Here is an 18,359-nt window from a genome sequence, read left to right on the forward strand (position 1 = left end):
TCTTGTGTTGGCGTGGTCTGTTGCCGCCGCGAAGGGGCCGCGTTTCGGGTGCCGATCCCGCGCGCAGATTACCCGCGCGCGACCTCGCGCGCCAAGGCGCACCATCCCTCGACATCGATCTGTTCGGCGCGGTCGGTGGGTTTGATCCCCGCCGCTTCCATCCGGTCCGAAATGTCAGGGGCGATACCTTTGAGCGAGGCGCGCAGCATTTTGCGCCGCTGGTTGAACCCTGCGGCGACGATGCGTTCAAGGATCTTCGCATCGGCCTCGAACCGCGGCTGCGGCAGGGCCTTGAGATGGACCACCGCCGAATGCACCTTGGGCGGCGGGGTGAAGGCTTCGGGCGGCAAGGACATCACGATCTGCGCATCGGTGCGCCACTGCGCCAAAATCGCCAGACGCCCGTAGGCCTTGCTTCCGGGGGCGGCGACGATGCGATTGGCGACCTCGCGCTGGAACATCAAGGTCAGGCTTTGCCAGAACGGCGGCCATTGCGGCGGCGTGAGCCAGCGCACCAAAAGCTCGGTGCCCACGTTATAGGGCAGGTTGGCGGCGATGCGGATCGGCGCGCGCAGATGCGCCAGAGGATCGATATCGAGCGCATCGCCCTCGATCACCGTAAGCCGCCCGTCGCAGGCCGCGGCCACTTCGGCCAGCGCAGGGATGCAGCGCGCGTCCTTTTCGATCGCCAGCACGCGGCGCGCCCCCTCGGCCAGAAGCCCGCGCGTCAAACCGCCCGGGCCGGGGCCGATTTCAAGCACATCGCACTGCGTCAAATCCCCCGCCAGCCGTGCGATTTTCGAGGTCAGGTTGAGATCGAGCAAGAAGTTCTGCCCCAACGATTTACGCGCATCAAGCCCGTGGGTCTTGATCACTTGGGAGAGCGAGGGCAGCGTGTCGATGGCGCTCATGGGGCGGTGCTCCTTGGCGGGCATGGGATGCCTCCGGCGGGGATATTTGGGGAACCTGCAAGCATCAGGGTCATGCCCGTGCGGCGCGGGCGGCGGCCATGGCGCGCGCCATTTTCAGCGCTTCGATCAGCGAGGACGGATTGGCCACCCCTTGGCCCGCGATGTCGAAGGCGGTGCCGTGATCGGGCGAGGTGCGGATAAAGGGCAGGCCGAGGGTGACATTAACGCCGCGGTCGAAATCAAGCGTCTTGATCGGGATCAGGGCTTGGTCGTGATACATGCAGATCGCCGCGTCATAGCGCGCCCGCGCGGGCGGGTGGAACATCGTATCGGCGGGCAGCGGGCCGGTGATGTCGATGCCTTGGCCGCGCAGCGCCTCCAGCGTCGGGGCGATCATCTCGATCTCTTCGCGCCCCATCGCGCCGCCTTCGCCCGCATGGGGGTTCAGCCCTGCCACCGCAAGGCGCGGGCGGGCGATGGCGAAATCGCGGCGCAGAGCGGCATGGGTGATCAGCACCGTATCGGTGAGCAGCGCGGGGTTGAGCGCCATCGGCACGTCTTCGAGGGCGATATGGATGGTGGCGGGCACCACGCGCAATTGCGGCGAGGCCAGCATCATCACCACCGGCCCGCCGCCCGCCAGCGCGGCAAGATATTCCGTATGGCCGGGATAGGCGAAATCGGCGCCGTCCCTGAGCGCCTTTTTGTGGATCGGCGCGGTGCAGATCGCCGAGGCGGCGCCGCTGCGGGTCAGATCGACGGCGCGGGCGATCACATCGATCACCCCTTGGGCATTGGCCGGATCGGGGCGACCGGCGCGGGCCTCGCCGTTGAACGCATGGGCGAGCACCGGCAAACCGGCGGCGCTGGCGGCGCGGGCCTCTTGCGGATCATCGATCAAAGCGGTGGGGGTGCCCGCGGGCAAATGGCGCGGATCGCCGATCCAGAAGAACGGCAGATCGGCCCCCAGCGCGCGCCATGCCGCTACGGCCAATTCCGGCCCCACCCCTGCGGGTTCGCCGCAGGTCATCGCAACGGGGGCGGGGGCGCTCATTGCTCGGTGATACGGGCGGCGCTGCGCAATTCGGCCAAGAAGCCCTCGGCATAGGCGGCAAGGCGGCGGTTCTTCAATTGCAAGGACAGATCCTCGCGGCCCAGCCCTTCGGTCAATTCGGTCGAGCGCCCGCAAAGCATCAAGAAGACCAAGGTTTGCCCGTTCGCCCGCGTCAGCGCGGTCGAGACCTCGCCATCGTCAAGCTTGGCCAGTTCCAGCGCAATGTCTTGCGGGATTTCGGCGGGCGCTTTGGCCCCGCGCTCAAGGCTCTCGACGGGTTGGCCCTTGGCGACGCCGTATAGGTCATCGCAGGTATCGACGCGCGCGGCGACTTTGGCGGCTTTGGCCAAGGCTTCGGGGCTGCGCCCGCCGGGGATGTAATAGGCGGCATATTCGATGGCGGAATATTCGGGTTGTGTGACGCCGGTTTCCTCGATGGCGCGCATCTGGAACAGGGCGACCGCCCCGTTTAGGGGGATCGGCGCGCTGACCTGTCCGGGGGCGAGGCCAAGGATGATCGGGCGCAGGGCAGGCGGCAGTTTGGTCAGCGGCATCCATTCCAGCTTGCCGCCGCGCCCGCGTGTCGGCGAGGCGGAATATTGACGCGCGGCCGATGCAAAGGCGGCTTCACCTTGAAGACGCGACAACTCGGCGGCGCGCGCTTGCACGGCGGCGGCTTGCGCGGGCGGGGCGACCATGATGATCTCGGAGAGCAGCACCCGCACATCCGATCCGGCGGTGGCGCGTTCGGCGCGGTCCAGTTCGGCCTCGGAGACCGACACACGGCTGGCAAAGCGCGCGCGGGCATATTCGCGCCACACAAGGCCGGATTCGGCAAAGGCGCGGAAGGTTTGCTCGGAGACGCCGCCGCCTTCGAGGGCGCGAATGAATTGCTCGGCGTTCATATTGGCGCGGGCGGCGAATTCTTCCATGCCTTCGAGGACCTGTTCGGGCGTGGCGGTGATCCCTGCGGCTTTGGCGACGGACATTTTCAGCCGGTCGTCGATCAATTGCTCACGCGCCAGTTTCGCCGGATCGCCAGGCGCGCGCAAAAGCGTCAAGAAGCGCGTGCGCTGCTCAAGCTCGTAGCCGGTGATCACCGCATCATTGACCTTGATCACAGGGGCAAAGAGGTTTTGCGCCAACGCCGTGCGCGGCAGGGCAAGCAGCAAGGCCAAAACCGCCGCCGCCAAAGCCAAAAGCGCCAAGGCATGGTGGCGCGCGGCGCGGCGGTCTTGCGCAACCGCGCGGGCCTGCGCGCGCGCGGCGCGTTCGGGGGAGGGGGCTTGGGCAAAGGGATGGGTCATTGCGGTGTCGTCCTGCCTGATCAGTTCTTGCATCTACGGGTGTAGCTTTTGTCGATAGTGTCAGTGCTAAAGCCTCGCAGCCCGACCGTAAAGGAAATGTCGGTCGATGGCGCAAGGTTAAGCGAGGAAGTGAAGCGGCGCGAGAGCGAAAGTGTCATGTCCACGCATTCATTGCGGTATTGCAGGCCGATCCCCGCCTCGGCGGTGCGGTCTGCGGCGACATCATAGCGCCAGTTGGCCGATCCGATCCAATGGCGTGCCAAACGGTAGCTGCCGTCGATCGACCATTCGGACACCGTATCGGGGCGGTCCTCGCCCGCATCGGCGCCCAGCCATACATAGGAGGCCGACAGGTTCATCGCGTCGGATTTGAACCAATCGGCGCGCGCCTCGGCCTTGCTCAGCCCCATGTCGATGTCAAACACGCTGCGCCCCGTCAAGGTCAGCCCGCCCGCGCCGCGCCATTGCGCCCCGACGAGCATCCCCGAGGTCGTGCCCGACAGGCCTGAGGTGCGGGTAAAATCGCCATCGACCTCGTCGCGGTAAACCTGTCCGAGCACGAGGGTGCTTTCGCTGCCCGAGGCCCCATAGCGCGACCACCGCGCCCCCAGCGCCAGCGCCGCGCCGCGCGCGCGCCGGTCGGCGGCGGTAAAGCGCGTGAGCGAGAAGAGATTGCCCGCGTCAAACTCATTGAGCGTCGATTGCTCGTTGGGCACATCGAGCTTGGACCCGCCGGTATAGCTCAGCTGTGCCATCGGCTCGATCACATGGCGGGTGCCATTGGCGGCGGTTTTCTCCAAAGGATAGCTCAGCCGCAGCGCCGCCATCGGCGTCACCTGCGCCGTCGAACCGGCGTAGGTGCTGTCTTGGGCGATGGTGAAACTGTCAAAGGCCAGCGCCCCAGTGGCCCCAAACCGCAGCCCGCCGCGCAGCGTCCAATCGCGCATCCATCGCGCCTCGGCCTCAAGCTGGGTGACATCGCGCCCGTCGACGATCGAGTCGCTATCAAGGCTGTCGACATCGAGATCGGAGAAGCGGTAGAAATGCCGCAGCCCCGCCGAGAGCCGCAATTCGCCGCCCGTGATGGCGGGAAACACCCGCCGCTCATAGCTCAGATCGCCGATGATCGACGGGATGGTCGCATTGGTCTCGTCATCGCGCAGCGTGTGGTAATTGGTCAAGGCGGCGTTGATATATTCGCCCCGCCGCACCCGCGTCAGGGTCAGGTCGCTGTCGAGCCGGTCCTTGGAGGAATAGCCGTAATCGACCAGATAGGCATCATCCTTGACCGCTTCGATGTCAAAGCTGAGGGTGAAATCACGCGGCAGGGCGAATTGCCCGTTGGCAAACAGATAACCGCGCGAGCCGTCTTGCAGGCTGTCTTGGCTCACCGCGCCGGTCACCTCGATCTGCCCGCGCCGGAAGGCTTGGCGGTAGCGCAGCTCCAGCGTGCGGCTATGGGTCGACAGATAGGGCGTCAGCGTCAGGTCACGGTGATCGCCCATGGCGATGAAATAGGGCACGCGCACCCCGAACCCCAAAAGCGACGAGCGATGCGCCGTGGGGATCAAGAACCCCGTGGCGCGGGTTTGTGTCGGGTCGGGCAGGCGCAGGCGCGGCAAATAAAACACCGGCACATCGAGCACCCGCAATTGCGCTTTGGTAAAGTAAAGCTGGCGCGCCTGTTGGTCATGCACCACGCTTTCGGCGCGGATTTGCCACAGCGGCGCTTGCGGCACCCCATTGGCGGCGCAGACCGAACAGGAGGTCACCGAGGCCTTGTAAAGACGGCTGTAGCGCCCCTCGGCGCGGCTCATCGACAGGGCGGCAAGCTGCAACTGCTGGTCCAGAACCACGCGCGCGCCGCGAATGATGCCGCCTTGCAGATCACGGTCCAATTCGGCGCTCTGGGCAAGGATCAGGGTCTCGCTCTCGCTCTGGCCGTCTTGGCGGGTTTCGGTGAGGCGGATCGGCCCGTCGATGATCAGCCGCCCGTTGCCGCGCTCATAGGTGATTTTCGACGCATTCAGCCGCCGCGTGCCATAGAGCACCTCGACCGCGCCCTCGGCCACCAATGTGTCATTGTCGCGCAAATAGACCGTATCGGCGACCAGAACCGCGGCCTCTTGCGCCGCGCGCGGCGCCGCTGCGGCCCCCGAAGCGCCCGCGTTTTGCGCCATCGCAGGGGGCACCGCGCCCATCGGCGCCAAGGCCAAAGCGCCCGCCACCACAAGCGCCGCCGTGCCGGAGGATTTGAGCCAGCGCGCGCGCATCTATCCGTCCTCCATATGCAACAAAATCCCCAATCCGAGCATCACCGAGGCCACCGGCGGCGCCCATGCGGCCAAGATGATCGGTATCTGGCCGTTCTCGCCCATGATTTGCGCGAAATTGCGCACATAATAAAGCCCAAAGCCGAGCATCACCGCGCTCAGCACCGCCACGCCGGTCTTGCCAAACCGCACATGGCGCATGGTAAAGGCCGCCGCGACCAGAACCATTGCGATTAAAAACAACGGCTTGGCCAATTCCATCTGGAACCAGACCGCATGGCGGCGGGCGGAAAATCCGGCGCGGGTCAATTGGCCGATATGATCGGGCAGGTCCCAGATCGAGATCGACGAGGGCGTGCCGAACCCCTCCAATATCCGCTCGTTGGTCAGCGAGGAGGCCAGATCGAGATCGCCGTAATGGCGCACGCTGGCTTGCGGATTGGTCCCCGCCGTCAGCGGCCAGACCGTCGCATCGGTCAATTGCCACTGCCCGCCATCAAGCGCCGCCGATTGCGCCTCGATCCGGCGCACGGGGCCGTTTGGCCCGTAGCTGATGAAACTGACGTCATACAAAATGGTGGCTTGCGGATTGGCCCGCGCGGCGCGGATCACGGTTTGCCCCTCGGCGTCCGCTTGGCGCAGCCAAAGCCCCTCGGAGGAGATCGACAACACCTCTTCGGAGCCGCTCGAATAGAATTCGAAAAGCTGCGCAAAGCGTTTGGAGGTGGCGGCGACAATCGGGTTGAGCACCGAGATCGCCACCAATCCGATCATCAGCGCCACCAGAACCGGCGCGATCAGGGTGCTGAGCGCCGAGCGCCCCGAGGCACGCACCACCACCAGCTCTGAGCTGCGCGCAAGGCCAAGGAACAAAACCACCGTGGCAAGGATCATCACCAAGGGCAAAATCGTGTAATAGCCGTCGGGCGCATTGAGCAAGGTCAGTTCGACCAACTGGCCGAAGCTGGCCGAGGAATTTCCCAAACGGCGCATTTGTTCGACCAGATCGATCAATGTGGTCAGCAAGATGAACACCGCCGAAAGGCCGAAAAAGCTCTTGGCGAATTTGCGCGCGAAATAGAAATGCAGCCTCATGTCGCCGCCTCCGCGGGCGTGTCTTGCGCCGCGTCATCACCGCCCGCCCTGCGCCGCCATCCGCGCCCGCGTTTGCGCGCGGCCAAGGCCAAAAGCCCCGCCGCCATGGCAAAGCCGACCAATTCGGGCAAATAGACCAAAAGCCACAGACCCTCGCCCTTGCGCGCCGGTGTCGTCACCGCGCCCTCGATGGATTTGACCACCACCAAAAGCAAAAGCGCCATGACGATCTGCCGCCAGACGCCAAAGCGCGAAAATCCGCCCACCAAAAGCGCCGAAAACCCGATCAACGCCCCGACCACGCACAGCAGCGCCTCGGCAAAGCGTTGATGCAGCCGCGAGAGCACTTCGCTCTCGGCCACTCCCGTGGCGGCGGCCAAACCGCGCGGATCGGTGATGAAGCGATGCGTGGGCTGATAGACGACATTGCGGGTATCGACGGTCTCCATCGTGATCAAGCCGCTGATGTCATAGGAAAAATCTGAAAAATGCGTGGTCGAGAGGCGATTGTCGGCTTGGCTGAGCCTTTGCGCCATCCCGTCGACCATGACCAGTTTTGTGCCTTGCTGCGCGGCGCTGCCGTCTTCGGGGGCAGGGGCGTTTGCGCCTGCGGGCGCGGCGGGCGAGCGCACCAGATAGGCGCTGGCGGCGGTATAGGTGATGGCGCTGCCCGCTTTGGAGCGGTCCGACAAAAACACATCCGACAGCGTCCCGTCGGGCGAGATTTCACCGATGAAAAAGGTGATCCCGTCGGTGGGGTGCAAAAACGTGCCTTCGGTCAACAGTTTGGCGGTGATATTGCGCGAGATTTCCGCCTCGCGCTCTTTCATCATCGCGCGGCTGGTCGGCACCAGAAAATGCGTCAGCGCCATCATCATCAGGCCGGTGATCACCCCGTAAACCAACACCGGCCGCGCCAGCCGCCACGGCGAGAATCCCGTCGCCTGCATCACCGTCAATTCGCTTTCCGAACTGAGCCGGTTGGTCACATAGACCGCGCCCGCAAAGGCGGACATCGGCAACACAAGGCGGATCACATTGGGCAAGGTGAGCGCGGTGAATTCCAAAAACACCAGCGCGGATTGCCCGTCGCCCACCAAACGGTCGAACAGGCGCGCGGCGGAATTGATCCAGTAGATCGAGACCAGAACCAGCGCGAAAAAGCCGAACAGAACCATGAGTTGCGACAGCATATATCTGTCGAATCTGGCCAAGCGATATCCCCCACGTCTTAACTGCCCACTGTGTTAGCGCAATTGCACGGGGGGGAAAACTGCTATCTGGTCAAGCGCGCGGCGGCGCGCTAGGTGTGGGCGAGAGCTTGCCATCGGGCCTTGCCATCGCGGCGCGGCCAGACAAGGATCGCGCAGGCGAAGGCCGCATCGCGCAGCCCGATACGCCGCGGCCCGCCGACGGCTTTCGGCCCGACCCCCCGCGCATCCGCGCGCGAACCCACAGGCGCAGGCGCGCCATACCGAGGAGATATTTTATGACCGAGCAACTTGCCTTTGAGTTTCACGACACCGATCTGGACGCGATTGCCGCTGCCTCTGGCCGTGTGGCCGTGTTTGTGGGCAGTGACGGCAAGCTCGATCCGGCAGCGCGGCGGGTGAACCGTTTGACCAAGGGCGCATTGGCGCGGTTGGTCGAGGCGGGCGAGATCGGCAAGATGAAGGCGGGTGAGGTCAAATCCTTGGGCTATCCGGCAGGCATGGCGGCCAAGGCTGTCGATGTGGTCTGCCTGCCCCGCCGCCCCTCGGTGGCCGAGGCGCGCAAAGCCGGTGCGGCGCTGAGCGCGCGCCAAGGGGGCAGCGCGCTCTTGCTGCTTTTGGGCAGCAACAACCGCGCCGCCGAGGTGGTCTTGGGCTGCGCCTTGCGGGCCTATGATTTTGACGCCCATATGAGCAAAAAAGCCGACGCGCGCGGCGCCGTCACCGTCATGGCGACCAAATCCGCCGAGGTCGCAAGCGAGGCCAAACCGCTTTTGGCCAAGGCCGAAGGCGTGTTCTTCACCCGCGATCTGACCAACGAGCCGGCCAATGTTCTGACCACCACCGAATTTGCAAATCGCCTCGCCGCGCTCGAAAAAATCGGCCTCAAGGTCGAAGTGCTTGAGGAAAAAGACCTGCAAAAGCTCGGCATGGGTGCTTTGCTCAGCGTCGGCCACGGCTCGATCAGCCCCTCCAAAGTCGTGGTGATGCAATGGAACGGCGGCAAGAAGGGTGATGCGCCCTTGGCCTTGGTCGGCAAGGGCGTGGTCTTCGACACCGGCGGCATCAGCCTCAAACCCGCCGCAGGCATGGAAGATATGACCATGGATATGGGCGGCGCGGGCGTCGTGTCGGGGGTGATGAAATCGCTGGCGCTGCGAAAAGCCAAGGCAAACGTCGTGGGCCTCGTCGGCATCGTCGAAAACATGCCCTCGGACCGCGCCACACGTCCTGGAGATGTGGTGACTTCGATGAAGGGCGACACGATCGAAGTGATCAACACCGACGCCGAAGGCCGCCTCGTTCTGGCCGATGTGATGTGGTATGCGCAAGAGCGGTTCAAACCGCGCGGCATGATCGATCTGGCCACATTGACGGGGGCAATCATCGTCGGCTTGGGCCATGAAAACGCAGGGGTTTTCTCCAATGACGACGACCTGTGCAAAAGCTTCCTCAAAGCCGCCGAAGCCGAGGGCGAGGGCGCATGGCGCATGCCGATTGGCGAGGCCTATAACGCCTTGATCAAATCGCGCGTGGCCGATGTGTCGAACTCCGGCGGGCGCCCTGCGGGGTCGATCACGGCGGCGATGTTCCTCAAACGCTTTGTCAAAGACGACATGCCGTGGATCCACCTTGATATTGCGGGCGTGGCGTCGGTCAAATCCGGCACGGCTTTCTCGCCCAAAGGTGCGACAGGCTGGGGCGTTCTGGCGCTCAACCGCTTGGTTGCGGATATGTGCGAGGCGGCGGACGAGGGCTGATCGCCCGCTCGCCGTTCCGCCCCTGAAGGAGCCGCAAGACCATGGGCGCTGCCTATTTCTACCACCTCACGCGTAGCCCGCTGGAGCGCAGCTTGCCGATGCTTTTGGGCAAGGCGCGCGAGGCCGGATGGCGCGTGGCGCTGCGCGGGCGCGACCCCGCGCGGCTGCGCCGGCTTGACGATCTGCTCTGGGAAGGCGCGCCGGAGAGCTTTTTGCCGCACGGGCTTTGGGACGGACCCGCGCCGCAAGACCAGCCGATCTTGCTCTTGCCCGAGACCGCGCATGCGGCCAATGCGCCCGATTGCCTGATGGCCATCGACGGCGCACAGATCAGCGCCGCCGAGGTCGAGGCCAGCGCACGGGTTTGTATCATATTTGACGGAAACGATCCCGCCGCCGTGGAAGCGGCGCGAGGGCAATGGAAAGCCATTACAAAACAAGGCGCTACAGCGCAATATTGGTCCGAGGAAGGCGGGGGTTGGGAGATGAAAGCGCAAAGCTGAGGCGCATATCAACCTTTCTGAAATCAATCGCGCATAGGGCTTTGGGGCAGACTGATAAAGGACCAAGCCCGTGCGTTTCAAACTTCCTTTTGCAAAATCCGCTCCCGCCGAAGTGACCAGCGATGAGGCTGACGCCGCCGTTCCGGCGCTAGATCACGAAGAAGATCACGAAGCGCCGCCCTTGCAGAGCGATCCGCAAGAGGGCAGCACTGCGCAAACACAAGGTGACGAGGCATTGCCCGCAAAGGCACGGGGCTTTCGCTCCTTGGCGGGCAAAGCGCGCATGGTCTTGGCGGTGTTCTCGACCATTGCGCTGATCACTGGGATTGCCGCTTTCGCCTATACAATCATGCTCGGCGCGGTCGCCAAAGAGGTGGGAGGCTCCCTCGCGCCTATGGCCGATGCCGCCAAGGAAATGCAGCTTTCGGCGCATGACGGGCGGGTGCTTTTGGCCGACAGCCTCTATGATGGCCGTGCTGACGAGGCGATGATCGAAACCGTGCGCGCCAATTTTGCCAAAAGCCGGCGCCTTGGCGAAGAGATGCTACGCGATTTGGACGCGGTTCTCGACCATGACGGGGCGGGGTTGTTCTCGGATGCTCTGGCGCAAAAATTGAGAAATGACATTGAAGCGGCCTTGCTCGATCTGGGCACGCTGGAGCGTTTGTCAGAGGGTTATTTCGCGCAGGTCGCCGCGGCAAAGGCCGCCGCCGCAAACAGCGCCCAACCGGCGCAAGGGTATGCATCGGAATACGAGCGGCTCAGCACCGCTCTGGCCGATCTGTCGCGCGATCCGTCGATCATTCAAAATGCCCGCGCGCAGGCCCTGATGGGCGAGGCGCGCACGCAAATGGCCTTGGGCCATCTCGCCGTCGAGCGTATGATCGGCGGGGCCGGCGAGGTGCAGATCGGCGCGGTCCAAGCGATTTTTGCCACGGTTCAGGAGAAGATCAACGAGGCCTCGCGCTTCGGGGGCGGGCGCGCCTTTTCCGCCGCCGCTTTCGACATTGCGCTGCTCTCCGATCTGGCGCTTGACCTTGACGAGCGCAGCAGGGCGCAACGCACCGCCGCCGCCGCGGGGCGCACTGAATTTATCAATACATTCCATAGCTTTGTCGAGGCGTCCGATGTGGTCAAGCACAGCATGCGCAGCCTGATTTCCAAAGGGCTTGAAGTGCAGGCGACAATGCAGCAACGGTTGGTCATCACCATCGTCTTGGGCGTTGGCAGCTTTCTCATCGTTGCCTTCCTGACCTACACGCTGTTGCGGGCGCGGTTTATCAACCGGTTGATCGACCTGTCGGCCACGCTGACCGCTTTGGCCAAGGGCGACATGGATGTGGCCGCGCCGACATGGCACAGCAATGATGAAATGGGCGATTTGCGCGATGTTGTGCTGCGCTTCCAAGAGGCGCTGGAGGCACGCGCCGCGCTCGAAGAGCAAAGCCGCAGCGCGCTGCGCGATCTGGAGGCCAAAGACGCCGAAAGCCGCGCGGCGGCGGCCGAGCTGCGCGAGCAGCACCGCAAGGCGCAAGAGCAAACCGACGAGATTGCCGAACGCCAGCGCGAAACCGACGCATTGACCGCAGAGCTGTTGCAGATCGTCGATCAGGTCACCAAAGGCGATATGGACGGGGCAATGGGCGAGACATGGAACACGCCCGCGCTTGGCCAATTGGCCGCATCGATGAATTCGCTGACCGGCGAGCTGCGCGGCGTCTTTGCCGAGATCAACCATGTGGTCGGCGCGCTCAGCGACGCCAATTTGACCGAAAGCTTCGACAAACGGTTCACCGGCGCCTTTGGCGAGACCCAAGACGGGATCATGCGCACGGTCGAAGGCCTATCCGCGATGATCGGCGAGATCCGCGACAGCGGCGCGATGGTGTCCTTGCGCGCGGGCGAGATCGGCTCGGTGGCGCAAGAACTGGCGCGCCAAACCGATACGCAGGCTGCGGCCCTCAGCGAGCTGAGCGCCACCGTGGCGCAAATCAACGACAGCGTGAAAGACAATGCCGCCAGCGCCGCCGCCGCACGCAGCAGCGTGCAAGAGGTCTGCCACCTCTCCGACGAAGGCTCCACCGTGGTCGAGCGCACCAAAGATGCGGTGCGGTTGATCGCGGAATCGGGGGGCAAAATCGTCTCTATCGTCAATGCGATCGAGGAAATTGCGTTCCAGACCAATATCTTGGCCCTGAATGCCTCGGTAGAGGCGGCGCGCGCGGGCGAGGCAGGCAAAGGCTTTTCGGTGGTGGCCGCAGAGGTGCGCGGATTGGCGCATAAGACCTCCGATGCCGCCGATAACATCAAGGGGCTGATCGACGAAAGCCAACGCAACGTCGCCAGCGGCGTGGCCTTGGCCGATGAGGCGGGCACGAAAATCTCCGACATCCGCCGCGCTATTGATGCGCTCGAAGAGAATATCCGCGCCGTGGATGCCTCCAGCAGCGAGCAAAGCCGCGCCATCAGCGAAGTTGCGGTCGCAATCGATGCTATCGACCAAGACGTGCAGCATGGCACCACATTGACCGCCAATTGCGAAGAAGCGGCAAGCGATCTGTCCGGTCAGGCCGCAGCCTTGGAGCAATTGGTGGAACGCTTCCGCCTTGCCCCCACAGCAGGGGGCGCGGGCGGAGATCAAGGTTTTGCTGGTGATGAGGCCAGACGCGCAGCGGCCCGCCGACGCGCGGCCTCATAAAGGCGCGGATCGCTGCGCGACCACTAACAACACGTAGCGCGTGCCTTGAACGGTGCCTTGGGGCAGGGGCGCTAAGCACCGCCCGCGGCCTCTAGCGCGTCAAGATCCCCGCCGCCGTTAGCGCGTCAAGATCAATGTGCCGTCACGGATCTCCACCGAGCCGTAACGCTGCAGATAACTCATCCCCAAAAGTGAATTGCGCATCTCGCCTTGGTTGACCAGAACCCGCAGGCCCGGATCGGAAATCCCGCCGATGTCAAAGCGGTCGAGCCGCACCGAGGCCACTTTCGTGACCCCATTGGCGGTGCCTGCCTGACCGGCAAAGGCCAATCTATCCGTGTCGATCCCCGCGCGCTGCGCATCTTCGAGCGTCAGCACCACGGCGCTGGCTCCGGTATCGACCACAAAATTCACCGGCACGCCATTGATCTGTGCCGTGACATAATAATGCCCGTCCTGCGCGCGCGGCAATTCAATCCGCCCCGCCTCGCTCATCACGCTTTGGCGCGGCGCCACCGTTTGGCGGATATCGCCCCACAGGCCGACCACGGCGATCACCCCGATAAAGATGAACACCCAAACCAGCGCCTGTTGGCTCATCTTGCCCAAATTGGCGCGCCCTTGGCCCAAAAACCACCCGCCAACCGCCACCAGCAGCAAGATCAGGTAAATCAGTTGTCCGGGATCAATCTCGCGCATCATCGCTCTCTTTGTCTGTGCCTGAGGCCCATATAGGGATCAACGCCGCGCGCTTCCAGTCAGGCGGCAAATCCGAAATCGCGCAGCCCTTCGAGCACAAATTGCGCCGCCAGCGCCGCCAAAAGCATGCCCAACAAACGGGTGACCACATTGATGCCTGTCTTGCCAATCGCGCGTTCCAACAGCCCTGCGGTCAGGAACATCGCAAACACCGCGCCCAGCACCGCAAAGGCCGCGCCCAGCACCTGCACCAGCCCCCAAAATCCGGCCTGCTGCCCCGACAAAAGGATCACCGTTGCAATCGATCCTGGACCGGCGATCAGCGGAATGCCGAGCGGAAACACCGACGGATCGCTCTCGTCGTCATGGGACAATGCGCCGCTTTCTTCGCCTTCTTGGGCTTGGTCCGAGCGCCGCTTGCTGCGCTTTTCAAACAGCATCTCAAGCGCGGTCAAAAACAGCAAAACACCCCCCGCGATGCGAAACGCGGGCATGGAGATGCCGACAAAGCCCAAAACCGCCTCGCCAAACAGTGAAAAAAGCGCCAATACCCCCGCTGCGACCAAACTGGCGCGAAGGGCAATCGCGCGCCGCTCGCGCGCGCCCATCCCTTGGGTCAGCGCCGCAAAAAGCGGGGTCAGCCCGATGGGGTCAATGATCACGAAGAGGGTGACAAAGGCGGTGACAAAGAAGGCTGTATCCATGCGCCGACCAGAGCACGGATCGCGCGCAATGAAAAGAGCGCGCGCGCCTTACTTGGCGCCGCGCCGCGCGATCCGCACGGCGCCAAATCCGGCCAGTCCCGCCAGTAACATCGGCAATCCGGCGGGCAGGGGAATGGCAGGGGCGTCTTCGACCGCATAGACCTCAAGGCTCAGCGCGCGCCAGCTATTGAACTCCCATCCGCTGTCCCCGTTGCCGCTGCCGCTGTCGCCTGCGATGACGATCTGCCCTTGGCTGTGATCATAGGTGCTAGAGCGGCTGTGACCCGACGGCGAGTCGGAAAACTGGCCATAGTAGGTGCCCAAAATTCCGCGCCCCGCCATCAGATCGTGACCGCCGCCAAAGGTCGGGAAATAATCGTCGTGGCGATAGATCGATCCCGTCTGCCCCGCATTCGCGCGTTGCACTTCGCTGCTTTCAAGGTTGAACAAAAAGGCGGTCGGATCAAAGGCATAGCCCTGTGCCAGCCCGCCCTGCGCGTCCCAGCTCAAGGCGGTATAACCGCCCACGCGCAAAACCTCGCCGGAATAGTGTTGGATGTTATAGATCGACAGGGTGCGATTATAGGCATCGGCGGCGGCGTGAAAGCTGGCGGAGGTGGCGCGATTGGCCGCGCCGGTCCAGACATGGGTAAAGGTGCTGGCGCTGCCGATCTGGGTCTGCAGAAACGTCGCACTGGCCCCGTCCAAAAGCGTGCCGCCGGACACGGTCGCCGCCTGCGCAGGCAGAGCGATGGCCACAAAAGCCGTGCAGGCGGCCAGTGCCGCCGCGCTAAGTGATTGAGAAAATTTCATTTCGCTGACCCGTTGATAAAGGCAGCCCCTTTCGCCTGTATTGCAAAAGCGGCGCTTCGGGGCAATGCGGCAAGTGTAAATGGACTGTTTCCAACGGCGATACGGACCCGATTGAAACCGTGCCAAAACGCGCAAGATCGGGCCGCGCCGTCAGGCTTCGGCCTTCTCCAGCTTGGTCAGCGCCGCTTCCCAAAGCGCCTCGGCGCGGTCGAGCGCCTCCATGACTTCGGCATATTTCTTTTGCCAGACCACGGCTTCATCCTTGCGCGCGCCCTCATAGAGCGCCGGATCGGCCAGCTTTTTCGCCAGCTTGTCGCGCATATCGTTGAGCTTGTCGACGCGGGCCTCGGATTTGCGCACCTCGCTGCGCAGGGCGAGAATTTCGTCGCGGCTGGCGCGTTTGGGCGCGGGGGCAGGGGCTTTTTCCTTCGCGCCCGCACCTTTGCCGCCGGTTTTTTCGGTCTTTTCGGGCGTCAAAAGCATCTTGCGATAGGCGTTGAGATCTTCCTCGTAGGGGTTGACGCGGCCGTCTTTGACAAGCCAAAGCCGGTCGGCCACCAAGGAGAGCAAATGCATGTCGTGGCTGACCAGAATGACCGCGCCGCTATAGGCGGTGAGCGCCTCGACCAAAGCCTCGCGGCTCTCGATGTCGAGGTGGTTGGTCGGCTCGTCGAGGATCAGCAAATGCGGCGCGGGCAGGGTGGCGAGCAAGAGCGACAAACGCGCCTTTTGCCCGCCCGACAGGCGGCCCACTTCGGTGTCGGCCTGATCGGCGCCAAGGCCGAAAGAGGCCAGACGCGCGCGCAGCTTTGCCTGCCCCTCGGCGGCGCGCTCGCGCATCAGATGCTGCAACGGCGTCTCGTCGACGAACAGCTCATCGACCTGATGCTGGGCAAAAAAACCGATGCGCAGCTTGTTGCTTTGCGACATCTTCCCGCCCATCGGATTGAGCCGCCCCGAGAGCAGTTTCGACAGGGTCGATTTGCCCTCGCCGTTGCGGCCCAAAAGCGCGATGCGGTCGTCTTGGTCGATGCGCAGGTTGAGTTGCCCGAGGATTTCGGTGCCGTCATAGCCCACCGACACGCCTTCGGTGGCGATGATCGGGGGCGACAATTCTTCGGGTTCGGGGAAGGTGAACACCACCCGCGCCGCATCTTCGGGCGCGGTGATCGGCGTCATTTTCTCCAACATCTTCACGCGGCTTTGCGCCTGTTTCGCCTTGGACGCCTTGGCCTTGAAACGGTCAACAAAGCTTTGCAAATGGGCGCGCTGCAATTCTTGCTTTTTCGCCTGCGCGGCCTGCACGGCGCGCGCTTGGGCGCGGGCGGCGGCAAATTGATCATAGGTGCCCGTGTAATAGGTCAGCTTTTTTTGATCCAGATGCAGGATACCGGTGACCGAGCGGTTCAAAAGTTCGCGGTCGTGGCTGACGATCAATACCGTATGCGGATAGCGCGTCAGGTAGTTTTCGAGCCACAAAGCACCCTCGAGATCGAGGTAGTTGGTCGGCTCGTCAAGCAGCAGATAATCGGGTTCGGAAAACAGCACCGCGGCCAAAGCCACCCGCATCCGCCAGCCGCCCGAAAAGGCCGAGCAGGGCATTTTTTGCTCGTCATAGGTAAAGCCTAGCCCCTTGAGGATCGACGAGGCGCGCCCCTCGGCGGACCATGCATCGATATCGGCAAGGCGGGTTTGCACCTCGGCAATGCGGGCCGGATCGGTGGCGGTTTCTGCCTCGGCCAAAAGCGCGGCGCGCTCTTTGTCGGCGGCCAGAACCGTATTGATCAACGAGACCTCATTGCCAGGCACCTCTTGCGCCACGCCGCCGATATTGGCGCGCTCGGGCAAGGTGATCGAGCCGCCTTCGAGCACCAATTCGCCGCGGATCAGTTTGAACAGCGTGGTTTTGCCCGCGCCATTGCGCCCGACAATGCCGACCTTATGGCCCGTCGGGATGGTGACAGAGGCGTTTTCGATCAGGCTGCGGCCCGCGACGGAATAGGAGATATCATTGATGCGTAACATGGCCCTCCCATGCCTGAGGTGCGCGGGGGCGTCAATTGGCGATCCGCGCAGATCACGGCCTTAATGCGCGCAATCGCCGCTTTTCAAACCCCATGCCCCGTGGTATCGCAGCCGCGATCCAATTCGGGGCGGGCGCGGTGCCTGTCTCTTCACCATCTTATGAGGTTTATCATGGCCATTCAGCGCACATTCTCGATCATCAAACCCGACGCCACCAAACGCAACCTGACCGGCAAAATCGCCGCGAAATTCGAAGAGGCGGGCCTGCGCATTGTAGCAAGCAAGCGCATCCAGCTGACCCTCGCGCAGGCACAGCAGTTCTACGGCGTGCACTCCGAGCGTCCCTTCTTTGGCGAGCTTTGCGAATTCATGATCTCCGAGCCGATCGTGGTTCAGGTTCTCGAAGGTGAAGATGCCATCGCGAAAAACCGCGAAGTCATGGGCGCCACCAACCCTGCCGACGCCGCCGAAGGCACGATCCGCAAAGAGTTCGCTCTGTCGATCGGTGAAAACTCGGTCCACGGTTCGGACGCGCCGGAAACCGCAGCCGAAGAGATTGCCTTCTTCTTCTCCGGTCTCGAACTGGTCGGTTGATCCGACAAGGGTCGGGCGGGGCCGTCAGGGCCGCTCGATCACGCCAATGATATTGAGGGCCGCTTCGAGATCGGAGCGGCCTTTGTCATGCCCGCCGCTGACCAAAGCGTCGAATTTGATCCGCAGATCGGATTTTTCCTTGCCTTTGCAATCGTTCCACGGCCGCCCTTGCAGCGCCATGACCAGCGCGTAATAGGCGATGAAATGCGGGCGCGAGCCGCTTTCGAGCATCCGCGCATAGGTCGCATCGGCGCCCAAGGCGCGCAGCTCTTCGGCCGAGGTGATGCCGATCCGTGCCAAGGTTTGCTCCATCGCGGGGCCGATGTTGCGAATGGAGGTCACGGGGTTTTTTTGCGTCTGGCTCATGGCGCGAAACTAGCGCCCGATCGCAGATGAGGCCAGAGCGCATTGCGCCTGCTGCGGCGGTTTTGCGCGCCTAGATGCTGGCGAAATCGGTAAAGGTCGGCTGGCTTTTCGCGCTGCCGCTTGTGGATTTGCGCGCTGCGGGCGCTGCGGCTTTTGCCGGCTGGCTTTGCGCGGCCTGCGCTTTGGGGGCGGCGCTTTTGGCCGTGGGTTTTGCCTGTGCCATTGTATTGCTCCTGCACGTTTTGCGTTGTGCGCTTGGGATTTGGCGGCGCGCAAAACGGTGAGCCGCGCCCCTTGGCCCAAGGGCATTGCACAAGGCTGGCACGGCAAAGGGGCGCAAATATGG

Annotated in this window: 16 protein-coding genes; 4 read left to right on the forward strand and 12 right to left on the reverse strand. The window is 63.5% G+C overall.

Annotated elements, in window-relative coordinates:
* Positions 1–68 precede the first annotated feature (68 nt).
* The 6 genes from rsmA to ABWV64_RS00210 form a co-directional block, all read right to left on the reverse strand.
* On the reverse strand, positions 69–911 hold the full coding sequence (gene rsmA, locus ABWV64_RS00185) for a 16S rRNA (adenine(1518)-N(6)/adenine(1519)-N(6))-dimethyltransferase RsmA (RefSeq protein ID WP_353342236.1): 843 nt from the start codon (positions 909–911) through the stop codon (positions 69–71).
* Positions 912–981: 70 nt separating this feature from the next.
* Entirely contained in the window at positions 982–1,965 is a 984-nt protein-coding gene (gene pdxA, locus ABWV64_RS00190; RefSeq protein WP_353342237.1) for a 4-hydroxythreonine-4-phosphate dehydrogenase PdxA, read from the reverse strand.
* Positions 1,962–3,272 carry a peptidylprolyl isomerase gene (locus ABWV64_RS00195; protein WP_353342239.1) on the reverse strand — a complete coding sequence of 437 codons (1,311 nt, stop codon included), beginning with the start codon at positions 3,270–3,272 and terminating at the stop codon, positions 1,962–1,964. The genes pdxA and ABWV64_RS00195 overlap by 4 nt, the downstream gene beginning before the upstream one ends.
* 20 nt (positions 3,273–3,292) lie before the next feature.
* Complete coding sequence (locus ABWV64_RS00200) at positions 3,293–5,545, reverse strand: LPS-assembly protein LptD (RefSeq protein WP_353342240.1); 2,253 nt, start codon at positions 5,543–5,545, stop codon at positions 3,293–3,295.
* Positions 5,546–6,640: an LPS export ABC transporter permease LptG gene (gene lptG / locus ABWV64_RS00205; protein WP_353342242.1), complete on the reverse strand. Its 1,095-nt coding sequence runs from the start codon at positions 6,638–6,640 to the stop codon at positions 5,546–5,548.
* On the reverse strand, positions 6,637–7,854 hold the full coding sequence (locus ABWV64_RS00210; protein WP_353342243.1) for an LptF/LptG family permease: 1,218 nt from the start codon (positions 7,852–7,854) through the stop codon (positions 6,637–6,639). Before ABWV64_RS00210 ends, lptG begins: the two co-directional genes overlap by 4 nt.
* Positions 7,855–8,129: 275 nt before the next feature.
* On the opposite strand from ABWV64_RS00210, the gene ABWV64_RS00215 reads away from it, so the two are divergent.
* The 3 genes from ABWV64_RS00215 (at position 8,130) to ABWV64_RS00225 (ending at position 12,812) form a co-directional block, all read left to right on the forward strand.
* Positions 8,130–9,611, forward strand: a complete 1,482-nt coding sequence (locus ABWV64_RS00215) for a leucyl aminopeptidase (RefSeq protein WP_353342244.1) — start codon at positions 8,130–8,132, stop codon at positions 9,609–9,611.
* A 41-nt stretch (positions 9,612–9,652) separates the two neighbouring features.
* A complete protein-coding gene (locus ABWV64_RS00220; RefSeq protein WP_353342245.1) occupies positions 9,653–10,114 on the forward strand; it encodes a DNA polymerase III subunit chi in 462 nt (153 codons plus the stop codon).
* A 70-nt stretch (positions 10,115–10,184) separates the two neighbouring features.
* Positions 10,185–12,812 carry a methyl-accepting chemotaxis protein gene (locus ABWV64_RS00225; protein ID WP_353342246.1) on the forward strand — a complete coding sequence of 876 codons (2,628 nt, stop codon included), beginning with the start codon at positions 10,185–10,187 and terminating at the stop codon, positions 12,810–12,812.
* Between the two features lie 117 nt (positions 12,813–12,929).
* Here ABWV64_RS00225 and ABWV64_RS00230 read toward each other — a convergent pair whose 3' ends face one another.
* From ABWV64_RS00230 to ABWV64_RS00245, 4 genes are all read right to left on the reverse strand, one after another.
* Positions 12,930–13,511, reverse strand: a complete 582-nt coding sequence (locus ABWV64_RS00230; protein WP_353342247.1) for a retropepsin-like aspartic protease family protein — start codon at positions 13,509–13,511, stop codon at positions 12,930–12,932.
* Between the two features lie 59 nt (positions 13,512–13,570).
* Positions 13,571–14,215: a MarC family protein gene (locus tag ABWV64_RS00235; RefSeq protein ID WP_353342248.1), complete on the reverse strand. Its 645-nt coding sequence runs from the start codon at positions 14,213–14,215 to the stop codon at positions 13,571–13,573.
* A gap of 48 nt (positions 14,216–14,263) precedes the next feature.
* Positions 14,264–15,028, reverse strand: coding sequence for a PEP_CTERM-anchored TLD domain-containing protein (locus ABWV64_RS00240; RefSeq protein ID WP_353342249.1), 765 nt, complete (start codon positions 15,026–15,028; stop codon positions 14,264–14,266).
* Positions 15,029–15,178: 150 nt separating this feature from the next.
* Positions 15,179–17,053, reverse strand: a complete 1,875-nt coding sequence (locus ABWV64_RS00245; protein ID WP_353342250.1) for an ABC-F family ATP-binding cassette domain-containing protein — start codon at positions 17,051–17,053, stop codon at positions 15,179–15,181.
* Positions 17,054–17,224: 171 nt separating this feature from the next.
* Between ABWV64_RS00245 and ndk the strand changes: the two genes are divergently transcribed.
* On the forward strand, positions 17,225–17,647 hold the full coding sequence (gene ndk / locus ABWV64_RS00250) for a nucleoside-diphosphate kinase (RefSeq protein ID WP_089946822.1): 423 nt from the start codon (positions 17,225–17,227) through the stop codon (positions 17,645–17,647).
* Between the two features lie 24 nt (positions 17,648–17,671).
* Here ndk and ABWV64_RS00255 read toward each other — a convergent pair whose 3' ends face one another.
* The gene (locus tag ABWV64_RS00255; RefSeq protein ID WP_353342251.1) at positions 17,672–18,013 is read right to left on the reverse strand and encodes a TfoX/Sxy family protein; all 342 of its coding nucleotides are present in this window, start codon (positions 18,011–18,013) and stop codon (positions 17,672–17,674) included.
* A 70-nt stretch (positions 18,014–18,083) separates the two neighbouring features.
* Positions 18,084–18,236, reverse strand: a complete 153-nt coding sequence (locus tag ABWV64_RS00260) for a hypothetical protein (RefSeq protein WP_353342252.1) — start codon at positions 18,234–18,236, stop codon at positions 18,084–18,086.
* Positions 18,237–18,359: the final 123 nt, after the last annotated feature.

This window comes from Litorivita sp. NS0012-18, from assembly GCF_040371945.1.
GTDB lineage: Bacteria > Pseudomonadota > Alphaproteobacteria > Rhodobacterales > Rhodobacteraceae > Litorivita.